The following is a 19,262-nucleotide window of genomic DNA, read 5'->3' as shown; positions in this document are numbered from 1 at the left end:
CACAGGTACCCGTCGGTAACTTAGCGCTACGGCCCGCCTCTGCTCTTGATCGAGCTCCCTACCGTGGTGGCATGAACGGGCGACGAGTGGTTGTCGGCGGCGTGCTTCTGACGGTCGGGGTGCTCGTGGCGATCCCCGCGACGCGGGTGCTGCTGTCGGGTGATCCCGCCGCACTCCCGATCATCATCCTCGGTCTGGCCGCCGTGGCATTCGGCGCGGCCCGGTTGCGCGGGGGCCTGCGGGCTCCGTCTGGCCGGAGGGCTCGGCCCGTGCCCGGCCAGCGCCGCAGGCACGCGGACACCAGCAGCCCGTCGACGTACTACGGGAGCGACTCGGGCGGCTGGGACTGGTCCGGAGGCGGTGGCGACTCCGGCGGTGGCGGAGGTGGCGACTCCGGTGGCGGTGGCGGCGGCTCCTGACCCCGCACTGCGGCAGAATGCGACGTATGCGCAGCGACGTGATCACCGTTCAGACCGGGTCCCGGCCGACCGTCCGGGACATCACCGCAGAGGCCCAACAGTTCGTCTCCGGTGAGGGCGACGGCCTGCTGCACGTCTTCGTGCCGCACGCCACGGCCGGCCTGGCGATCATCGAAACCGGGTCGGGCTCCGACGATGACCTGCTCAGCGCGCTGGACGACCTGCTCCCCACCAAGGACCGCTGGCGGCACCGACACGGCTCGCCCGGCCACGGCCGCGACCACGTGCTGCCGGCGTTCGTCCCGCCGTACGCCACGCTGCCGGTGCTCGGCGGGCAGCTGGCGCTGGGCACCTGGCAGTCGATCTGCCTGGTCGACACCAACCGCGACAACCCGACCCGCCAGGTCCGCTTCTCCTTCCTCCCCGGCTGACCCGCCCTCCCGCCCCCGCCCCCGCCCCCGCCCCCGCCCGCCCCCGCCCCCGCCCCGCTGATCTAGGGCATATTGCCGTCAGTTGATCTCTATGAGCGACAATATGCCCTAGATCGACGGGGGCAGGGCGCGCCTGGGGTGGGCCGCGCGGAGGTGGGGCGTGCGTGGGGCGGGGCCTGTCGCCGTGACCGAACCCGATCGCTGAGCTGAAGGAACCGTGCGTTGTGGTGTGCTGCGTACGATGTGGCCGTGACGCAGGAGGTGGGTTCCGCAGCAGGTGGACCGGGGGATCGAGTCGGTCTCGCCGCCGATGTGGTGCGCCGGATGGCGCACGTGACCGCAGCCCTGCGACACCGGCAGGGCTCCGAGTTCGCCGAGTTGGGGCTCACCCCGGCGGCGGCCCGGGCGTTGCACGAGCTGGACCCGGACCACCCGCTGCCGGCCCGCGACCTCGCCGAGCGGCTGAGCTGCGACCGGTCGAACGTGACGGTGCTCGTCGACAAGCTGGAGCAGGCCGGGCTGGTCGAGCGTCGCACCGACCCGGCGGACCGTCGGCAGAAGACGTTGGTCGTGACGGGGAAAGGTCGCGGTGTGCGGGACCGGGTTGTCGAAGTGATGTCCGACTCTCGACTCCTTTCCGGGCTGACCGACCGGGAGCTGAACACCCTTCGTGACCTGGTCTGGAAGGTGTCCGACGGTGGCTGTCCGGAGCCCTGCGGGCCGGAGTGAGTCGACCCGCGCCGGTCGTGTCCCACTGGGCGACCAGGGCTCCCGTCGGTAATGCTGTCCGACGTGACCACCCCGCAAGACCTCGACGACCGGTTCCGGGAGACGCTGGCGGCGCTGCCCGCCGCTGAGCGGCGGCGCGACCCCGCCGACCCGGTCACCGATGACGCCCTACTGACCGGCGCGCAGGCGCTGGACCTGTTCGACGCGCAGGTGACAAGCCGGCAGCTCGACCTGGCCGGCCGCTGGCTGCGCAGTTTCGGGGAGGGTTTCTACACCATCGGCTCGGCCGGGCATGAGGGCAACGCCGCGGTCGCCGCCGCGCTGCGCCCCACCGATCCGGCGCTGCTGCACTACCGCTCCGGCGCCTTCTACTGCCTCCGCGCCGCGCAGGCCGCCACCGACCCGGCACCGACCGACAACGGCGAGCCGTCCGGGCCTGAGCCGTCCGAATCCGAGCCGTCCGGGCCTGAGCCGTCCGGACCCGAGCCGTCCGAATCCGAGCCGTCCGAGCCCAAGCCGTCCGGACCCGAGCCGTCCGGGTCTGAGCCGTCCGAATCCGAGCCGTCCGAATCCGAGCCGTCCGAGTCTGAGTCGGCCCTGGCCGCGCCGACCGCCGGTGGCTTCGCGGCGTACGCGGACGCGGCCCGGGACGTGCTGCGCGGGATGGTCGCCTCCAGTCAGGATCCGATCGCCGGCGGCCGGCACAAGGTGTTCGGCCGGGCCGACCTTGCCATCGTGCCGACCACCTCCACCATCGCCTCGCACCTGCCCCGCGCGGTCGGGATGGGGCTGGCCGTGGAGCGGCTACGCCGGATGGACAGCGCCGGGCGGCGTACCGGGACCGGGATGCGGGCCGGCAGCGGGGCGGGCGCAGCGCACGCCCCGTGGCCACCGGACGCGATCGTGGTCTGCTCCTTCGGCGACGCCTCGGTCAACCACGCCACCGCCACCGCCGCCTTCAACACCGCAGGCTGGTACGACCACGCCGGGCTGCGCATCCCGGTGCTCTTCGTCTGCGAGGACAACGGGCTGGGCATCAGCGTCCGCTCGCCGGAGGGCTGGGTCGAGGCGACCCTGCGGGCCAAGCCGGGCATTCGCTACCTGAGTGCGGACGGGGCCGACCCGGTGCAGACGTACGCGCTGGCGGCTGAAGCCGCGGCCTGGGTACGCCGGAACCGGCGGCCGGCGGTGCTGCACCTGCGCACCGTACGGCTGATGGGGCATGCCGGGGCGGACGCGGAGTCGGCGTACCGCAGCCCGGCTGAACTGGCCGACGACCTGGACCGGGACCCGGTGGCCGCCACCGCGCGGCTGCTCGTCGACGCCGGCGTGGCGACCGGCGAGGAGTTGCTGGCCCGGTACGACGAGACCGGCTGGCAGGTACGCCGGCTGGCCGAGGAGGTGCTGGGCGAGCCGAAGCTGACCTCCGCGGCCGACGTGGTGTCGGCGCTCGCGCCCCGGCGTCCGGTGCGGGTGGCGCGGGCGGTGGCCGACGCTGCGGCGCGGGCCAGCGGGCCGGGCGCGGGTGCCCGGGCGGAGGCGTTCGGCGGCAAGCCGCCGGAGCTGGCCGGTCCGATGACCCTGGCGCAGAGCATCAACGCGGCGCTCGCCGACGGGATGCTCGACCACTCGCAGATGGCGATCTTCGGTGAGGACGTGGCCGCCAAGGGCGGTGTGTACGGGGTCACGAAGGGGTTGCGCGACCGCTTCGGGCCGGCCCGGGTCTTCGACACCCTGCTCGACGAGACGTCGGTTCTCGGGCTGGGCCTCGGCGCCGGGCTGGCCGGGATGCTGCCGGTGCCGGAGATCCAGTACCTGGCGTACCTGCACAACGCCGAGGACCAGTTGCGCGGCGAGGCGGCCACCATGCAGTTCTTCTCGCAGGGGGCGTTCCGCAACCCGATGGTGGTGCGGGTGGCCGGGCTGGCGTACCAGGAGGGGTTCGGCGGGCACTTCCACAACGACAACTCGGTGGCCGTACTCCGGGATGTGCCCGGTCTGGTGGTCGCGGTGCCGGCGCGGCCGGACGACGCCGCGCCCATGCTGCGGACCTGCCTGGCCAGCGCGGCGGTGGACGGCAGCGTCTGCGTGTTCCTGGAACCGATCGCGCTCTACCACACCCGTGACCTGTACGCCGATGGCGACGGGGAGTGGTTGGCCGGCTATCCCGAGCCGGGCTCGTGGGTGGCGGGGCACGTGCCGATCGGCCGCGCCCGGGTCTACCAGGTCGGTTCGGCCGACGACCTGACCATCATCACCTTCGGTAACGGGGTGCGGATGTCGCTGCGGGCCGCCGCCGTCCTCGCCGAGGAGGGGGTGGGCACCCGGGTGGTGGACCTGCGCTGGCTGGCCCCGCTGCCGGTGGCCGACATCATCCGAGAGTCCTCGGCGACGGGCCGGGTGCTGGTCGTGGACGAGACGCGCCGCTCCGGCGGGGTCGGCGAGGGCGTGATCGCCGCGCTGGTCGACGCCGGATATGTCGGTGCGGCGCGGCGAGTAGCGGGAGTTGACTCGTTTGTACCATTAGGTCCGGCAGCACGTCAGGTTCTGGTCTCCGCGGAAGCCATTACCGACGGTGCCCGTACGCTGCTGGCACGGTAAATTCCGTTCCACCCGGTGCGCCACTTGCGCGGGGACGCACAACTGTGTGGACTCTGCCTGACGGCGTCGCACCGACGCCGCGAGCAGGGACGAGATGAGGAGGCACGCGACAGTGAGCGCGACCGCTGGTCAGGCCGCCGACGGGGTACGCAGCCTGGCGGACCGGTTCGGAATGGAACCGGGGATGGTCGTCATGGAGATGGGGTACGACGACGACGTCGACCAGGATCTCCGGGACGCCCTGACCGACCGCTGTGGAGAGCTGGTCGACGAGGACACCGACGAGGTGGTCGACGCGGTGCTGGTCTGGTACCGCGACGGCGACGGTGACCTTTTCGAGCTTCTCGTCGATGCCCTCGGCCCGCTGGCCGACAACGGGGTCGTGTGGCTGCTCACCCCGAAGGCGGGGCGTGACGGGCACGTCGAGCCGAGTGAGGTCGCGGAGTCCGCGCCCACCGCCGGCCTTCAGCAGACCTCGACCGTCAACGCCGGCCGGGACTGGAGCGGCGCACGTCTGGTGCTGCGCCGAGGGGCCAAGGCCAAGAAGTAGCCCGCGCCGCTTCGCGCGCCCGGCGGTACGTACCGCCGGGTGGCAGGCTCGTGCCGTTTCCCCGACTCGACCGAGGAGAGTTCGCATGCCGATCGAGGTTGGTGCCGAGGCGCCGGACTTCGTGCTGAAGGACCAGAACAACCAGGAGGTCCGGCTCTCGGACTTCCGGGGCAAGCGCACCGTGCTGCTGGTCTTCTACCCGCTCGCCTTCACCGGCACCTGCCAGGGCGAGCTGAGCGAGGTGCGGGACAACCTCGACGAGTACGTGAACGACGACGTCCAGGTGCTGACGGTCAGCGTCGACTCGGCCTACAGCCACAAGATCTGGGCCGACCGTGAGGGCTACCAGTTCCCCATGCTGGCCGACTTCTGGCCGCACGGTGCCGTCGCCCAGGCGTACGGGGTCTTCAACGACGTCGCCGGCTTCGCCAACCGGGGCACCTTCGTCATCGACAAGACCGGTGTGGTCCGCTTCGCCGAGATGAACGGCCCGGGCGAGGCCCGCGACCAGCAGGGCTGGCGCAAGGCCATCGCCGAAGCGACCGTCTGACCGGAGTACGCCGTGCGACCGGGCCGGCGGCGAGCAAGGTAAGCTTGCCAGCCACCGGCCCGCCACACGGGCGATCCGGGCGCGTAGCTCAGTGGGAGAGCACCCGCCTTACAAGCGGGGGGTCGCAGGTTCGAAACCTGCCGCGCCCACCCTTCATCTTCAGCACCAGCGCCGCGATCGGCCGCGCTCAGGTCAGGGCCTCGCGGAGTCGGTCCAGCTCGTGTCGCGTGCCGATGGCCGACCGGTGCTCGGGGTGCTCGACGTAGTGGCGGATCGTGTCTGCGAGGAAGGCCGGATCCACGTGTAGTGAGACCGTCGGCAGGAGAGACGGGACGGGTGGCCCGCCCGGCGTCGCCGGGTGCCGCTGGAGGGTGACGTTCGCGGTGCCCCGGGGTGGCGGTGGGCCGCCGGGGAGCAGTCGGTCCCAGCGGAGAAAGGTGCGTCGGGTCAGTCCCTGCTTGGTGATGCCGTTGGGGGCAAGGGTCAGTCGCGGCCGGTTCAGCAGCAGCACCGCCGCGGTGCCCGCCAGGACGACGGCCGGGATGGCGATGCTCATCGCGACGGTGCCGGGTATCTCGGCGAGCCGCACGCGCTCCTCGCCCGGGACCCGTTCGGTCAGCACGGCGCCGCCGGCCAGCCAGCCGAGGAGGATCGACCAGGGGCCGGTCCAGCGCGGGCTGGCCGACGCGACGAAGCTCTTCGACCCGACCGCCACCTCCCAGGTCGCCGGCCGCTGGCGGACCCCTCTGGTGAGCAGGGCATGACCGACCCAGGGCACCAGGAAACAGGCGGCCAGGGCGGCCGCCCAGGCCAGGAAGGCGACGCCGCTCGGATCGATCCGCCAGGTCACCGGCTTGAACCACAGCTCGAGGCAGACCCGCAGGACGAGCGCGGCCACGACGAAGGGCCAGCTCAGTAGGCGTGCCGCGCGAAGGGACATGCCCGGCACCGTAGACGGCCCCGGCAAGCGCTGGCTGGCGGCCACTCGAGGGTTCGAGAACAGGGCCACCGCGATCGGCATCCGCTACGACTTCGGCGCAGGCCCCGACCTGCTCGGCCGCCGCCTGCGCGACATCGACGTGAAACAGGGCCACTTCTACGGTCTGCTGCATCGCGGACGTGGCCTGCTGCTGGACCGCACCGAACGCCTGACCGTCGGCGGCTGGTCCGGACCGGGTCGATTACCTCGGCGATCCCACTTGGGTACTGGGTGTTCCGTGCGTCCTGCTACGCCCCGACGGCCACGTCGCCTGTACGCCCGGTGTTGGATCGCGCTGCCTGACGCCGACGAGCGGGGGCGGCCACGGGCAGCCGGCAGGCGGTTGAGGCCGGGCGGCGCCGGATGGTTCGGCGGCGCCGCCCGGTCTGCTCAGCTGGTGAAACCGCCGTCCACATTGACCACCGCGCCGGTCACGTAGCCGGCCTCGGGGCTGGCCAGATGCGCGACGGTGGCCGCGATGTCGGCGGGGCGAGCGTACCGGCCGACGGCGGTGAATCCGCTGATGGCCGCCGCGTTCGGCCCGTCCGCCGGGTTGGCGTCAGTGTCGGTGGGCCCGGGGTTGACCAGGTTGACGGTGATGTCCCGTGGGCCCAGCTCGCGGGCCAGGCCCCGGGTCAGCCCGACCAGTGCGGTTTTGCTCATGGAGTAGAGCGCCAGCCCGGGAAAGACCGCCCGTTCACCGACGTTGCTGCCAATGCTGATGATCCGTCCGCCTTCGCCCAGGTGCCGCAGTGCCGCCTGGACGGCGACGTACGGTGCCCGGATGTTCACGGCGATCGTCTGCTCCATCTCTGCCGAGCCGAGCTCGTCGATGGCGCCGACCAGGAAGACCGCTGCATTGTTCACCAGGATGTCCAGCCGACCGAGTGTGGCGGCCGCCTGGTCGACCGCGCTCCGCACGGCGGTCGGGTCGGCGCCGTCCGCCTGGATTGCCAGCGCTCTGCGGCCCAGCGCCTCGATCTGCTTCACCACGGTCGCGGCCCGCTCGGCGTCCTGCCGGTAGGTCAGCGCCACGTCGGCCCCGTCCTGTGCCAGGCGCAGTGCGATGCCGGCCCCGATGCCCCGGGACCCACCGGTCACGAGGGCGACCTTGTCGTTGAGTGTCGTCATGCAAACGATCATGTGGCCGCGCCGACCTCCCTGTCTGGCGGCTATCGGACCCCTCGTTCCCACCCCCAGGTCCGATATCCGCGATCGCCCGTGGACCCGCGCGGGAGTCAAGATCCGGGCAACGTCAGGGATGTTGCTGCCTCAGCGGCGGGCGAGACAGCAGGATCCCCGAAGTTGCTCAGATCTTGGGGGTGGGGGAGCGGTCGACGCGGTGGATTTGTTCTCATTGTCGTCTGACGAGCGGCGGGGAGCGTGATCGTGGAACTGGCAGGCATTGGCGCGGTGCTGTTCGACATGGATGGCACCCTGGTCGACTCCGACGCCGCGGTCGAGCGGGCCTGGGCGCGGTGGGCCGCCGAGTACGCCGTCGATCCTGCTGCGGCGTTGGCGATCGCGCATGGCAGACCCGCCGACCAGACCATTCGCCGGCTGCTGCCCGCGCTCGACGACACCACGGTCGCCGCTGCGGCGGCACGGCAGCTCGCGTTGCAGTACGACGACCTGTCCGATGTGTCGGCCACCCTCGGGGCGCACGAACTGCTGGCCACGCTGGCCCGGTTGGGGCTGCCCTGGGCGGTGGTGACCAGTGCCGACGCCCGGCTGGCCGAGGCCCGGCTCGGTGCCGCCGGCATCGTTGCGCCGGTGCTGGTCACGGTGGAGGACGTGAGCGTCGGCAAGCCGGACCCGGAGGGTTACCTGCGGGCCGCCGCACTGCTGGACGTACCCGTGGCGCGGTGCCTGGTCGTCGAGGACGCCGAGGTCGGCCTGCGGGCCGGGCGCGCGGCCGGCGCGATGACCGCGGCGCTGAAGGGGTTCGATGGCGACCTGCGCCTCGACGACCTGGCGCAGTTGGCCCGCCAGTTGGAGTCGGCGCCGACGGCACGCTGACCAACCCGGCGCGTCAACGGAGGCGGGCGGCCAGCCAGGGGAGCAGGGCGTCGGCTTGGGCCTGCTGGAACGCGCGGACGGTGGGGATGCCGGGCGGCGGCGGGCGGCGAGCGCTGTCGGCGAAGAACCCGGCCAGCCCGGCGTACACCCCGGTGAGCGCGATCGGGTCGACCTCGGCGGTGAGGGGTAGCCGACGCAGCAGCGCCTCGGTGTCGTGCCCGCCGTGCAGCCGGACGTTGACCAGCAACAGCGCGGTGTCCAGCCAGGCCGGCCCCCGGCAGGCCCACGGCCAGTCGACGACGGTGACCGTGCCGGTCGCGTCGAGCAGCAGGTTGTCGGCCCGTACGTCCGCGTGGCAGAGCGTGTCACCGGTCAACGCCGCGATGCCCTGGTCGGCGGCGGCACCCAGCTGGTCCAGGTGCTCCCGGGCCCAGTGGTCCAGCACGTCCGGTGGGTCGGCGGCGATCCGGTGCCAGCCGGCGAAGTCCCAGGCCAGTCGCTCGGCGGCGGTCGGCACGTGCGTCACCGGGCTCGGGGTGAGCGCGGTGGCCATCACCTCCAGGGCATTCAGCACGCGGGTCAGTTCGTCGGCCGCCCACGGGGTGGCCGGGTGCCGACCGTCCACGTCGGAGAAGACCAGCGCCACCCACTCGCCGTCGTCGTGACAGCCCAGCAGTCGGGGCGTCGGTGCCGAGACCGGCAGCGCGGCGGCGGTGCGGGCCTCCGCGCGGTGCATGGTGGGGCTGTCCGGGTTCTGCGCCGGGCTGATCGCCTTGACGAACGCCCGCAAGCCGGTCGCGGTGCGGACCCGGTCCGCCGTGCCGGGCGAGTAGCCGCCCGGCTGGGACACCGCCTCGACGACCCGATCGCCGATGATGTCCTGCACCGACGCCCGGACCCGCTCCGGCAGGTCCGCCCATCCGATACGGCCCGCAGCCCGCTCCACCATCCCGCCACGGTGCCCCTACCCCGCCCCGCCGGACAACCAATTTCCCCGCCCCTCCGTCCCCGCCCGGCCCGGCGATGATGGGGCGCGAGGATTCCGTTGCCGTGTCCGGGTCGGTCGTGCTGCACTACCCGCTGGCAACGACGAAGGGGAAGACGCGGTGGAGTTGACGCTGACGCCGATGACGGCACAGGAGCTGGCCCGGCTGCTGGGGTCGCTGGAGCAGGGGTACGCCGAGGACCTGGCGGCGGCCCGGGGGTTGACCCTGGAGGCGGCCCGGGAGCGGTCGGCAAGCCAGCTACGGGAGCTGCTGCCGGCGGGCGTGGCGACCGAGGGGGTGCTGCTGCGGGTGGGCCGGGTCGACGACACCGAGGTCGGCTGGATCTGGGTGACCGTGCCCGGGACGGCCGGCGCGACGGACACTGCCGGCTCCCAGCGCGCCTGGATCCACAACATCGAGGTGCACTCGGCGCACCGGGGACGCGGGCACGCACGTCGGATGATCCAGCTCATCGAGGCCGAACTTGCCCAGCTCAAGGTGCCCGAGCTGGGTCTGAACGTCTTCGGTACGAACACCGTGGCGATCGGGCTCTACCGGAGCCTGGGCTTCGAGGTCACCGCACAGCAGATGGCGAAGCGAATCGACCCGGCGGCCTGAGCCGGCAACCCGATCCAGGACAGTCCCCCCGGTAGGACTGTTCACCTGCCCAGCGGGAAACCGGCGCGGACCGCACCTGGGGAGGAGCGACGGATGACGCACGGCAACGGACTGACCATTGGTGTGCTCGGCTCGTACGGTGGGCGAAACCTCGGCGACGAGGCGATCCTCACCGGCCTGCTCACCGATCTGCGTACGCAGGAACCGAATGCTCGGATCATCGTCTTCTCCCGCAACCCGGAGCACACCCGGGCCGCTCACCCGGACGTCGAGGCGGTGCCCTGGGAGGGCGTCAGCCGTACCGACTCGGCCCTGGTCCTCGCCCAGCTCGACCTGCTCATCCTGGGCGGCGGCGGCATCCTGTACGACCGGGAGGCCCGCCGCTACCTGCGGGTGGTCCGGGTCGCTCAGGAGCGTGGCCTGCCCCTGATCACGTACGCGGTGGGGGTCGGGCCGCTCAGCGACGCGGTGGACACCGGCATGGTCCGGGAGACGCTCTCCGGCGCGACTCAGGTGACCGTCCGTGACCAGGAGTCTCGGATGGTGCTGGAGGAGGCCGGCCTGCTCAACCCGATCACGGTCACCGCGGACCCGGCGTTTCTCTTGCAGCCGGAGGACTTCCCGGCTCACCTGCTGGCCGAGGAGGGTGTGCCGGTCGGTAAGCGGCTGGTCGGGATAAGCGTGCGGGAGCCGGGGCGGGCCGCCGAACGGCTCGACGTGGACGGCTACCACCGGCTGCTGGCCCAGATCGGTGACTTCCTGGTGCATCGGATCGACGCGTACGTGCTGTTCGTACCGATGGAGCGGGACGACATCCGGCACGCCCACGGCGTGCTGTCACACATGGTCGCCGCGGAGCGGGGCCGGATCCTGCACGGCACCTACTCACCGCAGCAGGTGCTCGGGCTGATGCGCCACTTCGACCTGGCCGTCGGCATGCGCCTGCACTTCCTGATCTTCGCGGCGATGGTCGGCACACCGTTCCTGCCCCTGCCGTACGCCGGCAAGGTCTTCGACCTGGCCCAGCGGCTCGGCGTGCCGGCGCTACGCGGCGTGGAGCGGGAGGTCGAGGGGCCGCTGCTGGCCGAGGTCGACCGGCTCTGGGACGAGCGGGAGCAACGTGCCGAGGCCACCGCCCGACGGGTGGCAGAGGTGTGCGAGCAGGCGCGGGGCACCTCGGAGGTCACCCGCGGCGTGTTGGAGAGCCTGCGCAGTCAGACCCTCATCCGGGTCTGAGTCAGGCGGTCACACCGCCGGGCCGGTCCACCGGTAGCGCCACTCGCGGGCCTCTTCGCGGGCGGTCTCTAGCTCGTAGATCTGCGCGTCGGCCAGCCCACCCGAGCCGAGGTGATGGTGCGTCAGCGGCGGACGGCCGTTGCTGTCCAGTTCGACGGTGATGGTCTGCCCGTCCGCCGTGCCGCCGACGAGAAGGATCTGCACGGATGAAGCCATGCGCCCATCCTGCCCGTCGTGCCGCCCGCCCGCAGGGGATAGCGGGGCAGCGGGGTGACCCGGTCCGTGACTAGGGTCGGCAGATGGAGCAGACGATTGATCCGACGCTCGGTCCGGTGCTCGCCCGCACCGGTGACGAGCGCGCCGTACTGGACTCGTTCCTCGACTTCCACCGGGCCGTGCTGCTGCGCAAGCTGCGCGGTCTCTCCGACGCCGACGCCGGCCGCCGGCTGGTGCCCTCGGCGACCACGCTCGCCGGGCTGGTCAAGCACCTGACCATGGTCGAGCGGAACTGGTTCCCGACCCTGCTGGCTCCCGAGCCCGGCGATGTCTACCTGACCTCGGACGAGGACGCGGCGGCGCACTTCACGCTCGGCGACGAGGACAGCGTTGCCCGGCTCACCGAGGCGTACGAGCGGGCCTGCGTCCGGTCCCGGGCGGTCGCCGCGAGCTTCGACCTCGACCATGTGGTGCCGCACCCGCAGCTCGGCGAGGTGTCGCTGCGCTGGATCCTCGTGCACCTGATCGAGGAGACGGCCCGCCACGCCGGTCACGCCGACATCCTCCGTGAGCTGACCGACGGCTCGACCGGCGCGCTGTAAGCCGTCACCCCGCGATCTTGCACTTTCTGCCCCGACATAAGGGGCAAATAATCACGCATCTCCGACTCGAACTGCAAGATCGCGCAGGGGGACGCGCGGGGGGCGCGCGGGGGGCCGGGTTGTGGGATGTGGGTGTGGGTGTGATGGGTTGGTTGGTCGGCGGGGCCGCCTATCCTGGGCGCGGGCGGCGACGAGGGGGAGCAGGTGCTGGTCATCCACGGGCTGTGGTTGCCCTGCGACGGCTCGGCCGGCGGCCTTGCCCTCTGGGCTGAGGACAGCGCCGCCCTCTGGGCTGAGGACAGCGCCGCCCTCTGGGCTGAGGACAGCGCCGCGCGGGCCCGTTCCGGCCGGGCGCCCCGGGACCGTCCGCACCCCTTCGCCGCCGGGCACGCCGACCTGGCCGCCGTCCTCGCCGACGCCGCCGAGCCGGCCCGCCCCGCCACCGCGCTGCTCACCCTGCCCACCCGGTCCGGCGCGCCGACGGACTCGCCGGAGCTGATCCGGACCGCCGTCGCACCTGCGGCCCGCGGCCGGCTCACCCTGGCCGGGTGGCGGGTCCCCGTGCTGGTGTACGCCCCGGACGACGCGCTGTCGCTGCTGCGCGCCCTGGACGAACTCCCGGCGGCGCCCGGGGCGACCCTGCGCCACTTCGCCGAGTTGGCCGACTTCGCCGCCGACCTGGTGATCCGTGGCCGCGTACTCCCCGGCGTCCGCACAACCCCAGCCCGCGCGACTCCAGCAAGCACGACCCCGGCAAGCACGACTCCAGCAAGCACGACTCCAGCCCGCACGACCCCGGCAAGCACGACCTCGGCGAGCGCGACGCCGGTGGCCGTGGCGGCGTCGGGCGGCGGCGCGCAGGTGCTGGCGCGGGCGGTCTGGCGTCCCCTGCTGACCGGCACCGACGCCGGCTGGGCGCGGTCGCTGGCGCTGGCCCTGCCACCGGCCGCCCGAGCCGTCATCGTGCCGGCCGCTGCCGTGCAACCCACCGCGAGCGCCCCGCTGGACGTGATCAGCCCACCCACCGCCGCGCTGGCGACTGACGGGTTGACCGGCACCGAGTTGACCGCCGCCGAGGTGGTTGCGGATGCGCTCGACGCGCTGACCGACGCTGCCGCGCGGGCAGCTCTGGCGACCACGACGCTGGCCCGAGGGCTGCGGCCGGGTGGCCCGGCGCCGGCGTGGTTGGCCGCGCTCGCCGGCCCGCAGCGGGACTTCACCGTCGACCCGGCGGCGTTGGCCACCCTCGAAGCCGAACTGGACGTGTGGCAGCGCGACGCTGCCGGTGGCCCCGTGCGGGCCAGTTTCCGCCTGGTGGAACCGGCTCCCGACGAGGTCACCGAACCGATCCTGGCCACCCGCCCGGTGCCCGGCGACATGTCGCCGGTGGTGGTCGAGCCGACCGGCGGGGCGCGCTGGCGGCTGGAGTTCGGGTTGCAGGCGGCCGACGAGCCCGGCCTGCACGTCGACGCCGGGCAGGTCTGGCGGGCTCCGCAGACGCTCGGTGGGCTGGTCGGCCGTACGACCAGCCCGCAGGAGACGCTGCTCGCCGAGTTGGGCCGGGCCAGCCGGCTCTGGCCGGACCTGGACGCCGCGCTGCGCACCGCCGCGCCCGAGGCGATGGAACTCGACGTCGAGGGGGCTCACCGGTTCCTCAGTGAGGGTGCCCCGGTGCTGCACGCGGCCGGCTTCGGGGTGCTGCTGCCCTCCTGGTGGCAGCGCCCGTCGGCGCGGCTCGGCGCACGGTTGCGTGCCCGCAGTCGCACCGCGCCGGGCACGGTGGGCGGCGCCGAGGCCGGTGTTGGTCTGGACGCCCTGGTCGACTACCGCTGGGAGATCGCGCTCGGTGACCAGCCGCTGTCCGCCGACGAGTTGGCGGCGTTGGCCGAGTTGAAGACCCCGCTGGTGCGGCTACGCGGCCGGTGGGTGGAACTGGACCCGGGGCGGCTCGCCGCCGGTCTGCGTCTGCTCCGCTCCACCGGCGAGCTGAGCGTCGCCGACCTGCTGCGCCTGGGCCTGGCCGACGGCGAGGCCACCGGAGCACTGCCGGTGCTGGAGGTGACCGCCGACGGGGCGCTGGGCGACCTGCTCGCCGGTGCGGTCGAGCGACGCCTCACTCCGCTCGATCCGCCGCCGGGCTTCCAGGGGACGTTGCGGCCGTACCAGCAGCGTGGGTTGGCCTGGCTGGCTTTCCTGCGCTCGCTCGGCCTGGGTGGCGTGCTCGCCGACGACATGGGGTTGGGCAAGACCGTGCAACTGCTCGCGCTGCTGGCCGGGGATCCACCGGAGGCCGGACCGACCCTGCTGGTCTGTCCGATGTCGCTGGTCGGCAACTGGCAGCGGGAGGCGGCGCGGTTCACCCCGGGGCTGCGTGTGCACGTACACCATGGTGCGGAGCGGGCGCGGGGGAAGGAGTTCACCGCGGCCGCGCACGGCGCGGACCTGGTCCTCACCACCTACTCGGTGGCGGCCCGCGATGCCGCCGACCTGGCCGGCATCGACTGGCATCGGGTGGTGGTGGACGAGGCGCAGGCGATCAAGAACGCGTCGACCCGGCAGGCCGAGGCGGTCCGTGCGTTGCCCGCCCGGCAGCGGGTGGCGGTGACCGGTACGCCAGTGGAGAACCGGCTCGCCGACCTGTGGTCGATCATGCAGTTCGCCAACCCGGGCCTGCTCGGGCCGGCTGCGACGTTCCGCAAGCGGTTCGCCGAGCCCATCGAGCGGCACGGCGATGCCGAGGCTGCCGAGCGGCTACGCCGGATCACCGGCCCGTTCGTGTTGCGCCGACTCAAGACCGATTCGTCGATCATCTCGGACCTGCCGGAGAAGCTCGAGATGGAGGTGCTCTGCAACCTCACCGCCGAGCAGGCCGCCCTGTACCGGGTGGTGGTCGACGACATGCTCGCCCGGATCGAGACCAGCGACGGCATCGAGCGACGCGGCCTGGTGCTGGCCACCATGACCCGGCTCAAGCAGGTCTGCAACCACCCCGCTCAGCTGCTGCGCGACGGCTCGCCGCTGGAGGGCCGCTCCGGCAAGCTGTCTCGGCTGACCGAGATCCTGGAAGAGGTGCTGGCGGCGGGGGAGCGGGCGCTGCTGTTCACGCAGTACGCCGAGTTCGGTGCGATGCTGCGCGGTCACCTGTCGGCGCGGTTCGGCCGGGAGGTGCTGTTCCTGCACGGTGGCCTCGGCAAGGCCGAGCGGGACGCCATGGTGCAGCGTTTCCAGTCGGCGGACGGGCCGCCGCTGTTCGTCCTGTCGCTCAAGGCCGGCGGCACCGGGCTCACGCTGACCGCCGCCAATCACGTGGTGCACGTGGACCGGTGGTGGAACCCGGCGGTGGAGGACCAGGCCACCGACCGGGCGTTCCGGATCGGGCAGCACCGACGGGTGCAGGTCCGCAAGTTCGTCTGCGCCGGCACGGTGGAGGAGAAGGTGGCCGCGATGATCGCGGACAAGCGCAGCCTCGCCGAGCGGGTGGTCGGCACCGGCGAGCAGTGGATCACCGAGTTGTCCACCGGCCAGTTGCGTGAGCTGTTCGCCCTGGAGGCCGGGGCGGTGGTGGAGTAGTGAGCGAACGGAGCGCTGGCGTGAGCACGGACCGGTTCGCCGACTACGGGCGCCCCCGCCGGGTCGACGGGGGTCTGCGGGCACGCAGCGCCCGGGGTGCGATTGGCCGTTCCTGGTGGTCCCGGCGTTTCCTGGAGGTGCTGGAGTCGTTCGCGCTCGGCACCCGGCTGACCCGGGGCCGCTCGTACGCACGGGCCGGTCAGGTGCTCACGCTCGGCATCACACCCGGACGGGTCAGCGCCGTGGTGCAGGGTTCCCGGCCGCAGCCGTACCAGGTGTCCATCGCGCTGGAGCCGTTTCCGGCCGCGCTCTGGTCCCGAATCGAGGCGGAGCTGGCCGGGCAGGCGTTCTTCAGCGCCCGGTTGCTCGCCGGGGACCTTCCCGACGAATTGGAGGAGTTGTTCGTCGCCGTCGGCGCGCCGCTTTTCCCAGCCGGCGTGGACGAGCTGACCCAGCGGTGCAACTGCCCCGACTTCGCGGTGCCCTGCAAGCACCTCGCGGCGACGTTCTACCTGCTGGCCGAAGCGTTCGACGCGGACCCGTTCGAGCTGTTGCACTGGCGAGGTCGGTCCCGCGCGGAGCTGCTCGACGAGCTCCGCGCCCGGCGGGTCGAGGCCACCGGCGTCGCCCTGCCACCCCAACCCGTCGATCCTCCGTCCGATTCGGACGGTCGTGGCTCAACCGTGGATGTGGTGGCGCCGGTCGGCGCGGCCCGTGCCCTCGTCGGGCTGTCGGCGACACCGCTGGCGGAGGCGGCGGACCGCTTCTGGATGCCACCGGTGCCGCTGCCCGATCGGCCACCACGACTGGTGACCGGCCCGGACCTGCTGCTACGCCAACTTGGGGCGCCAGCCCCGGCCATCGGCGGGCCGGGACTACTCGAACGGTTGCGCCGCGCGTACCGGGCGTTTGGTCCGGCCGAACGGTGAGCCGTCACGTCCAGCGGCGGCGGAACCGCCACATGATCGCGGCGTTGGCCACCAGCACCACCGCGCAGATCGCGCCGGTCAGTCGACCGGCGAACACGGCTATCGCTGGCAGCGACGCCCACAGCACGATGGTCAACAACATCAGGTAGCGGCCCCTGCGGGCTCGGACCCGATGGTCCAGTCTGGCAAAGAAGGCCGGGTCACTCTCCCGGAGCTGACGGGTGATCTGGTCGAATCTGCGCTGATCCTCTTTGCTGAGCATGGCGCTGCCTTCCCCTCACGCGTCCAGCGGTTCGGCGGCATACCCGCTGCGGTGGGGGCTAACGCTCACCCGCTGCTGCTACTTTCCTCCACGCGAGGACACCTCATGTCCGGCTTACTGGAACCTTAAGTTTGCCTGTGGTGGTGAACAGCGCGGAACGTGTCGCGTAAGGCGGCGAGGTCCGATCCGTGCCCGGCTGCCGCGCGTACGCCCTGCTGGGAAGGTCCGCGCACGCCGCCGGCTCCCGACCCGCCGCCGACGCCGCACTGAGCGCTGTCTTAAGTGCCCTCACGGGGGTGTTCAGCCCACCTTGAAGCCCCGTGGGGCCTTGGTTACTTTGCCGTAGCAACCCCCTCAGGCAACAGTCGCCGCACCTGCCGCACCTGCCCGGTCGCAGCTTCCGGCGCTCATCAGAAATCGGGATTGGTACATGGCCGACCAGAATGTGCCACCACGCCGACCGCGGGACGACCGCGGTTGGGACGGACGCCAGCACCACAGCGCGGACGACTACGCCGAACCAAACGCGGCCGCGCCCTACGGGTACGACTCGCCCAACCCCTACCAGGGCGGCCACCCGGCGCAGGCCGACCCGCGCGAGCAGTACGGCGACGGTTACGCGCACGCCGGGCAGCCAGCCCCAGCCCCGCGCGGGCCGCAGTGGGTCGGCCCGGAGGGTCTCGGCCGTCCAGCTCCGGCGCGGCCCGCCGGCACCGGACTGCCCACCTTGGACGATGACGACGAGTCGGGTCGCAAGGTCGGCCGGCGCAAGGCGCTGGTGGCCCTCGGCGGCACCGCCGCTGTCGTCGCCGGTGGCGCGGCGCTCGCCATGACCCCGCAGATCCGCGGTCTCTTCGGTGACGAGGCGGCTGGCGACGCTACCGGCAGCACGGTGACCGACGGCACCGCGGCGCGGCCCAGTGGCCAGCAGCCCAGCACGGTGCGCACGTACACCGAGCAGAACGAGAGCTACATGGGCTCCCGGGCCGGCGAGGCGCTGAAGAAGAACGCGCCGGCCGGCGGACGGACCTTCTCCGGCCCCGCCGCTGCCGCGGCGGCGACCCAGGTGACCGTGAAGACGGTGCTGGCCAAGGACCCGATCCTGCATCTGGCCCGGCGGGCCACCTTCGGGGCGACCCCCGCAGTCGTCGCCGACATCAAGAAGCAGGGCATCGACGCCTGGATCCGTGCCCAGATGGAACCGGACAAGATCGAGCCGAGCAAGGCCGAGCTGAAGCTCGCCGAACTGCCCACCCAGAAACTCACCGTGCAGCAGCTGCGCGACCAGCGGGACCAGCTCAACGACCAGGGCGCGCAGCCGGAGCGGGAGATGATCGACGCCACCATCGCCCGGCAGATCTGGTCCAAGCGCCAGCTGTTCGAGGTGATGGTCGACTTCTGGAACGACTTCCTGCACGTCGCCTCCGACTTCGACGGCGGCGAGGTGTACCGCAACTCGTTCGACCAGGACGTCATCCGTAAGCACGCGCTGGGCAGCTACCCGGAGATGCTGATCGCCGCGAACAAGCACCCCGCGCTGCTGATCTACCTGAACCAGAAGGACTCCCGCAAGGACGCGATCAACGAGAACCTCGCCCGGGAGAACCTCGAGCTCTACTCGGTCGGCGTCGACGGCGGCTACAAGGAGCCGGACGTCCGGCAGGCGGCCATGCTGCAGACCGGCCGCGGCGTCAACGACAAGGGTGAGTACGTCCTCAATCCCTTCCAGCACTACATCGGCAAGGTGAAGATCCTCGGCTTCACCCACGCGAACGCGTTCACCCTGCCGAAGCAGGGAGACAAGGCCGCGGTGGCGAAGGTCGCGGCGGCCATGGACAAGGCGATCGACGCGTACATCACCTACATCGCGGTGCACCCGTCGACCGCGAAGTACGTGGCGCAGAGCCTCGCGACCCGGTTCGTCTCGGACACCCCGCCGAAGTCTCTGGTGGACCGGCTGGCCAAGACGTACACGGCCAACAAGGGCATGATCAAGCCGGTACTGATGACGCTGTTCTGCTCCTCGGAGTTCTGGGCCGGTGTGGGCCAGAAGGTGCGCCGGCCGATGGAGTACATGGCCGCCACGTACCGCACCCTGGGCGTCTCGCCGGACCCGTCGCCGAAGCACAACAACGGCGACAGCAAGCGCACGCCGTACGCCCGGGGCCTGCGGCAGATCCACGACAAGCTGCGCGAGATGGGCCACTTCCCGATGGGTCAGCCCACCCCGGACGGCTACCCGGACGTCTACATCGCCTGGACCTCCGCCGGCACCATGGTCAACGGCTGGAACGAGGCGGGCGAGATCCTCGCCGGCTACCGAACCGCCTTCACGTACACGGCACCGGAGAAGCTGGTCGGCAAGCCGCCGGCCACCGCCGGGGCGTACGTGGACGCGCTCTCCCTGCGCCTGGTGGGCCAGAAGCTGAGCACGCGGGAGAAGAACCTGATCCTCGGCGTGGCCGGCGTGCCGGCGACCGCCAAGGTCGACGCCACGTTCAACGGGGCCATCACCGCCGTCGCGCGGGCGATCCTCGCTTCCCCCCAGCACCACCTCAGGTGAGG

The 19,262-nt window shown here is 72.2% G+C and carries 16 protein-coding genes, 1 tRNA gene and 5 pseudogenes; 17 read left to right on the top strand and 5 right to left on the bottom strand.

Features of this window, described 5'->3' with window-relative positions; translation table 11 throughout:
* The first annotated feature begins 71 nt into the window (after window positions 1–71).
* The 8 genes and pseudogenes from PCA76_RS24955 (at window position 72) to PCA76_RS24925 (ending at window position 5,429) form a co-directional block, all read left to right on the top strand.
* A complete protein-coding gene (locus PCA76_RS24955) occupies window positions 72–419 on the top strand; it encodes a hypothetical protein (RefSeq protein WP_272612868.1) in 348 nt (115 codons plus the stop codon).
* A gap of 26 nt (window positions 420–445) precedes the next feature.
* Entirely contained in the window at window positions 446–850 is a 405-nt protein-coding gene (locus PCA76_RS24950; RefSeq protein WP_272612867.1) for a YjbQ family protein, read from the top strand.
* Between the two features lie 324 nt (window positions 851–1,174).
* The gene (locus PCA76_RS24945) at window positions 1,175–1,579 is read left to right on the top strand and encodes a MarR family winged helix-turn-helix transcriptional regulator (protein WP_272619598.1); all 405 of its coding nucleotides are present in this window, start codon (window positions 1,175–1,177) and stop codon (window positions 1,577–1,579) included.
* 51 nt (window positions 1,580–1,630) lie between these two features.
* A pseudogene (locus PCA76_RS32695) lies at window positions 1,631–1,976 on the top strand (transketolase); the annotation flags it as partial.
* Window positions 1,977–2,209: 233 nt separating this feature from the next.
* Window positions 2,210–4,180, top strand: a pseudogene (locus PCA76_RS24940) (thiamine pyrophosphate-dependent enzyme); the annotation flags it as partial.
* Between the two features lie 112 nt (window positions 4,181–4,292).
* Entirely contained in the window at window positions 4,293–4,730 is a 438-nt protein-coding gene (locus tag PCA76_RS24935) for a DUF3052 domain-containing protein (protein ID WP_272612865.1), read from the top strand.
* A gap of 85 nt (window positions 4,731–4,815) precedes the next feature.
* Window positions 4,816–5,280, top strand: coding sequence for a peroxiredoxin (locus PCA76_RS24930; RefSeq protein WP_272612864.1), 465 nt, complete (start codon window positions 4,816–4,818; stop codon window positions 5,278–5,280).
* 77 nt (window positions 5,281–5,357) lie between these two features.
* Window positions 5,358–5,429 (top strand) — tRNA-Val (locus tag PCA76_RS24925).
* Window positions 5,430–5,467: 38 nt separating this feature from the next.
* Here PCA76_RS24925 and PCA76_RS24920 read toward each other — a convergent pair.
* Window positions 5,468–6,220 carry a hypothetical protein gene (locus tag PCA76_RS24920; protein ID WP_272612863.1) on the bottom strand — a complete coding sequence of 251 codons (753 nt, stop codon included), beginning with the start codon at window positions 6,218–6,220 and terminating at the stop codon, window positions 5,468–5,470.
* Window positions 6,221–6,281: 61 nt separating this feature from the next.
* On the opposite strand from PCA76_RS24920, the pseudogene PCA76_RS24915 reads away from it, so the two are divergent.
* Window positions 6,282–6,531 (top strand): annotated as a pseudogene (locus PCA76_RS24915) (aromatic-ring hydroxylase C-terminal domain-containing protein); the annotation flags it as partial.
* A gap of 118 nt (window positions 6,532–6,649) precedes the next feature.
* Here PCA76_RS24915 and PCA76_RS24910 read toward each other — a convergent pair.
* Complete coding sequence (locus PCA76_RS24910; protein ID WP_272612862.1) at window positions 6,650–7,390, bottom strand: SDR family NAD(P)-dependent oxidoreductase; 741 nt, start codon at window positions 7,388–7,390, stop codon at window positions 6,650–6,652.
* 258 nt (window positions 7,391–7,648) lie between these two features.
* On the opposite strand from PCA76_RS24910, the gene PCA76_RS24905 reads away from it, so the two are divergent.
* The gene (locus PCA76_RS24905; RefSeq protein ID WP_272612861.1) at window positions 7,649–8,278 is read left to right on the top strand and encodes an HAD-IA family hydrolase; all 630 of its coding nucleotides are present in this window, start codon (window positions 7,649–7,651) and stop codon (window positions 8,276–8,278) included.
* A gap of 13 nt (window positions 8,279–8,291) precedes the next feature.
* Here the strand turns inward: PCA76_RS24905 and PCA76_RS24900 are convergent, their stop codons facing one another.
* On the bottom strand, window positions 8,292–9,227 hold the full coding sequence (locus PCA76_RS24900) for a phosphotransferase (protein WP_272612860.1): 936 nt from the start codon (window positions 9,225–9,227) through the stop codon (window positions 8,292–8,294).
* Window positions 9,228–9,384: 157 nt separating this feature from the next.
* Between PCA76_RS24900 and PCA76_RS24895 the strand changes: the two genes are divergently transcribed.
* On the top strand, window positions 9,385–9,882 hold the full coding sequence (locus PCA76_RS24895) for a GNAT family N-acetyltransferase (protein ID WP_272612859.1): 498 nt from the start codon (window positions 9,385–9,387) through the stop codon (window positions 9,880–9,882).
* 93 nt (window positions 9,883–9,975) lie between these two features.
* The gene (locus PCA76_RS24890; protein WP_272612858.1) at window positions 9,976–11,118 is read left to right on the top strand and encodes a polysaccharide pyruvyl transferase family protein; all 1,143 of its coding nucleotides are present in this window, start codon (window positions 9,976–9,978) and stop codon (window positions 11,116–11,118) included.
* Window positions 11,119–11,127: 9 nt separating this feature from the next.
* On the opposite strand, the gene PCA76_RS24885 is transcribed toward PCA76_RS24890, so the two are convergent.
* Entirely contained in the window at window positions 11,128–11,334 is a 207-nt protein-coding gene (locus PCA76_RS24885) for a hypothetical protein (protein WP_030488784.1), read from the bottom strand.
* Window positions 11,335–11,417: 83 nt separating this feature from the next.
* Between PCA76_RS24885 and PCA76_RS24880 the strand changes: the two genes are divergently transcribed.
* The 4 genes and pseudogenes from PCA76_RS24880 (at window position 11,418) to PCA76_RS24870 (ending at window position 16,435) form a co-directional block, all read left to right on the top strand.
* A complete protein-coding gene (locus tag PCA76_RS24880; protein WP_272612857.1) occupies window positions 11,418–11,936 on the top strand; it encodes a DinB family protein in 519 nt (172 codons plus the stop codon).
* Window positions 11,937–12,140: 204 nt separating this feature from the next.
* Window positions 12,141–13,269: pseudogene (locus tag PCA76_RS32890) on the top strand (ATP-dependent helicase); the annotation flags it as partial.
* A gap of 71 nt (window positions 13,270–13,340) precedes the next feature.
* Window positions 13,341–15,506 (top strand): annotated as a pseudogene (locus PCA76_RS24875) (DEAD/DEAH box helicase); the annotation flags it as partial.
* On the top strand, window positions 15,506–16,435 hold the full coding sequence (locus tag PCA76_RS24870) for an SWIM zinc finger family protein (RefSeq protein ID WP_442930156.1): 930 nt from the start codon (window positions 15,506–15,508) through the stop codon (window positions 16,433–16,435). The pseudogene PCA76_RS24875 and the gene PCA76_RS24870, both read left to right, overlap by 1 nt.
* A 4-nt stretch (window positions 16,436–16,439) precedes the next feature.
* Here the strand turns inward: PCA76_RS24870 and PCA76_RS24865 are convergent, their stop codons facing one another.
* The gene (locus PCA76_RS24865) at window positions 16,440–16,697 is read right to left on the bottom strand and encodes a DUF3040 domain-containing protein (protein WP_110565672.1); all 258 of its coding nucleotides are present in this window, start codon (window positions 16,695–16,697) and stop codon (window positions 16,440–16,442) included.
* Window positions 16,698–17,127: 430 nt separating this feature from the next.
* Between PCA76_RS24865 and PCA76_RS24860 the strand changes: the two genes are divergently transcribed.
* Window positions 17,128–19,260, top strand: coding sequence for a DUF1800 domain-containing protein (locus PCA76_RS24860; protein ID WP_272612855.1), 2,133 nt, complete (start codon window positions 17,128–17,130; stop codon window positions 19,258–19,260).
* Window positions 19,261–19,262 lie beyond the last annotated feature (2 nt).

Origin of the sequence: Micromonospora sp. LH3U1 (genome assembly GCF_028475105.1) — a bacterium.
GTDB lineage: Bacteria > Actinomycetota > Actinomycetes > Mycobacteriales > Micromonosporaceae > Micromonospora.
The sequence above is the reverse complement of the archived record's forward strand: the minus strand, read 5'-3'. Positions and strand labels throughout refer to the sequence as shown.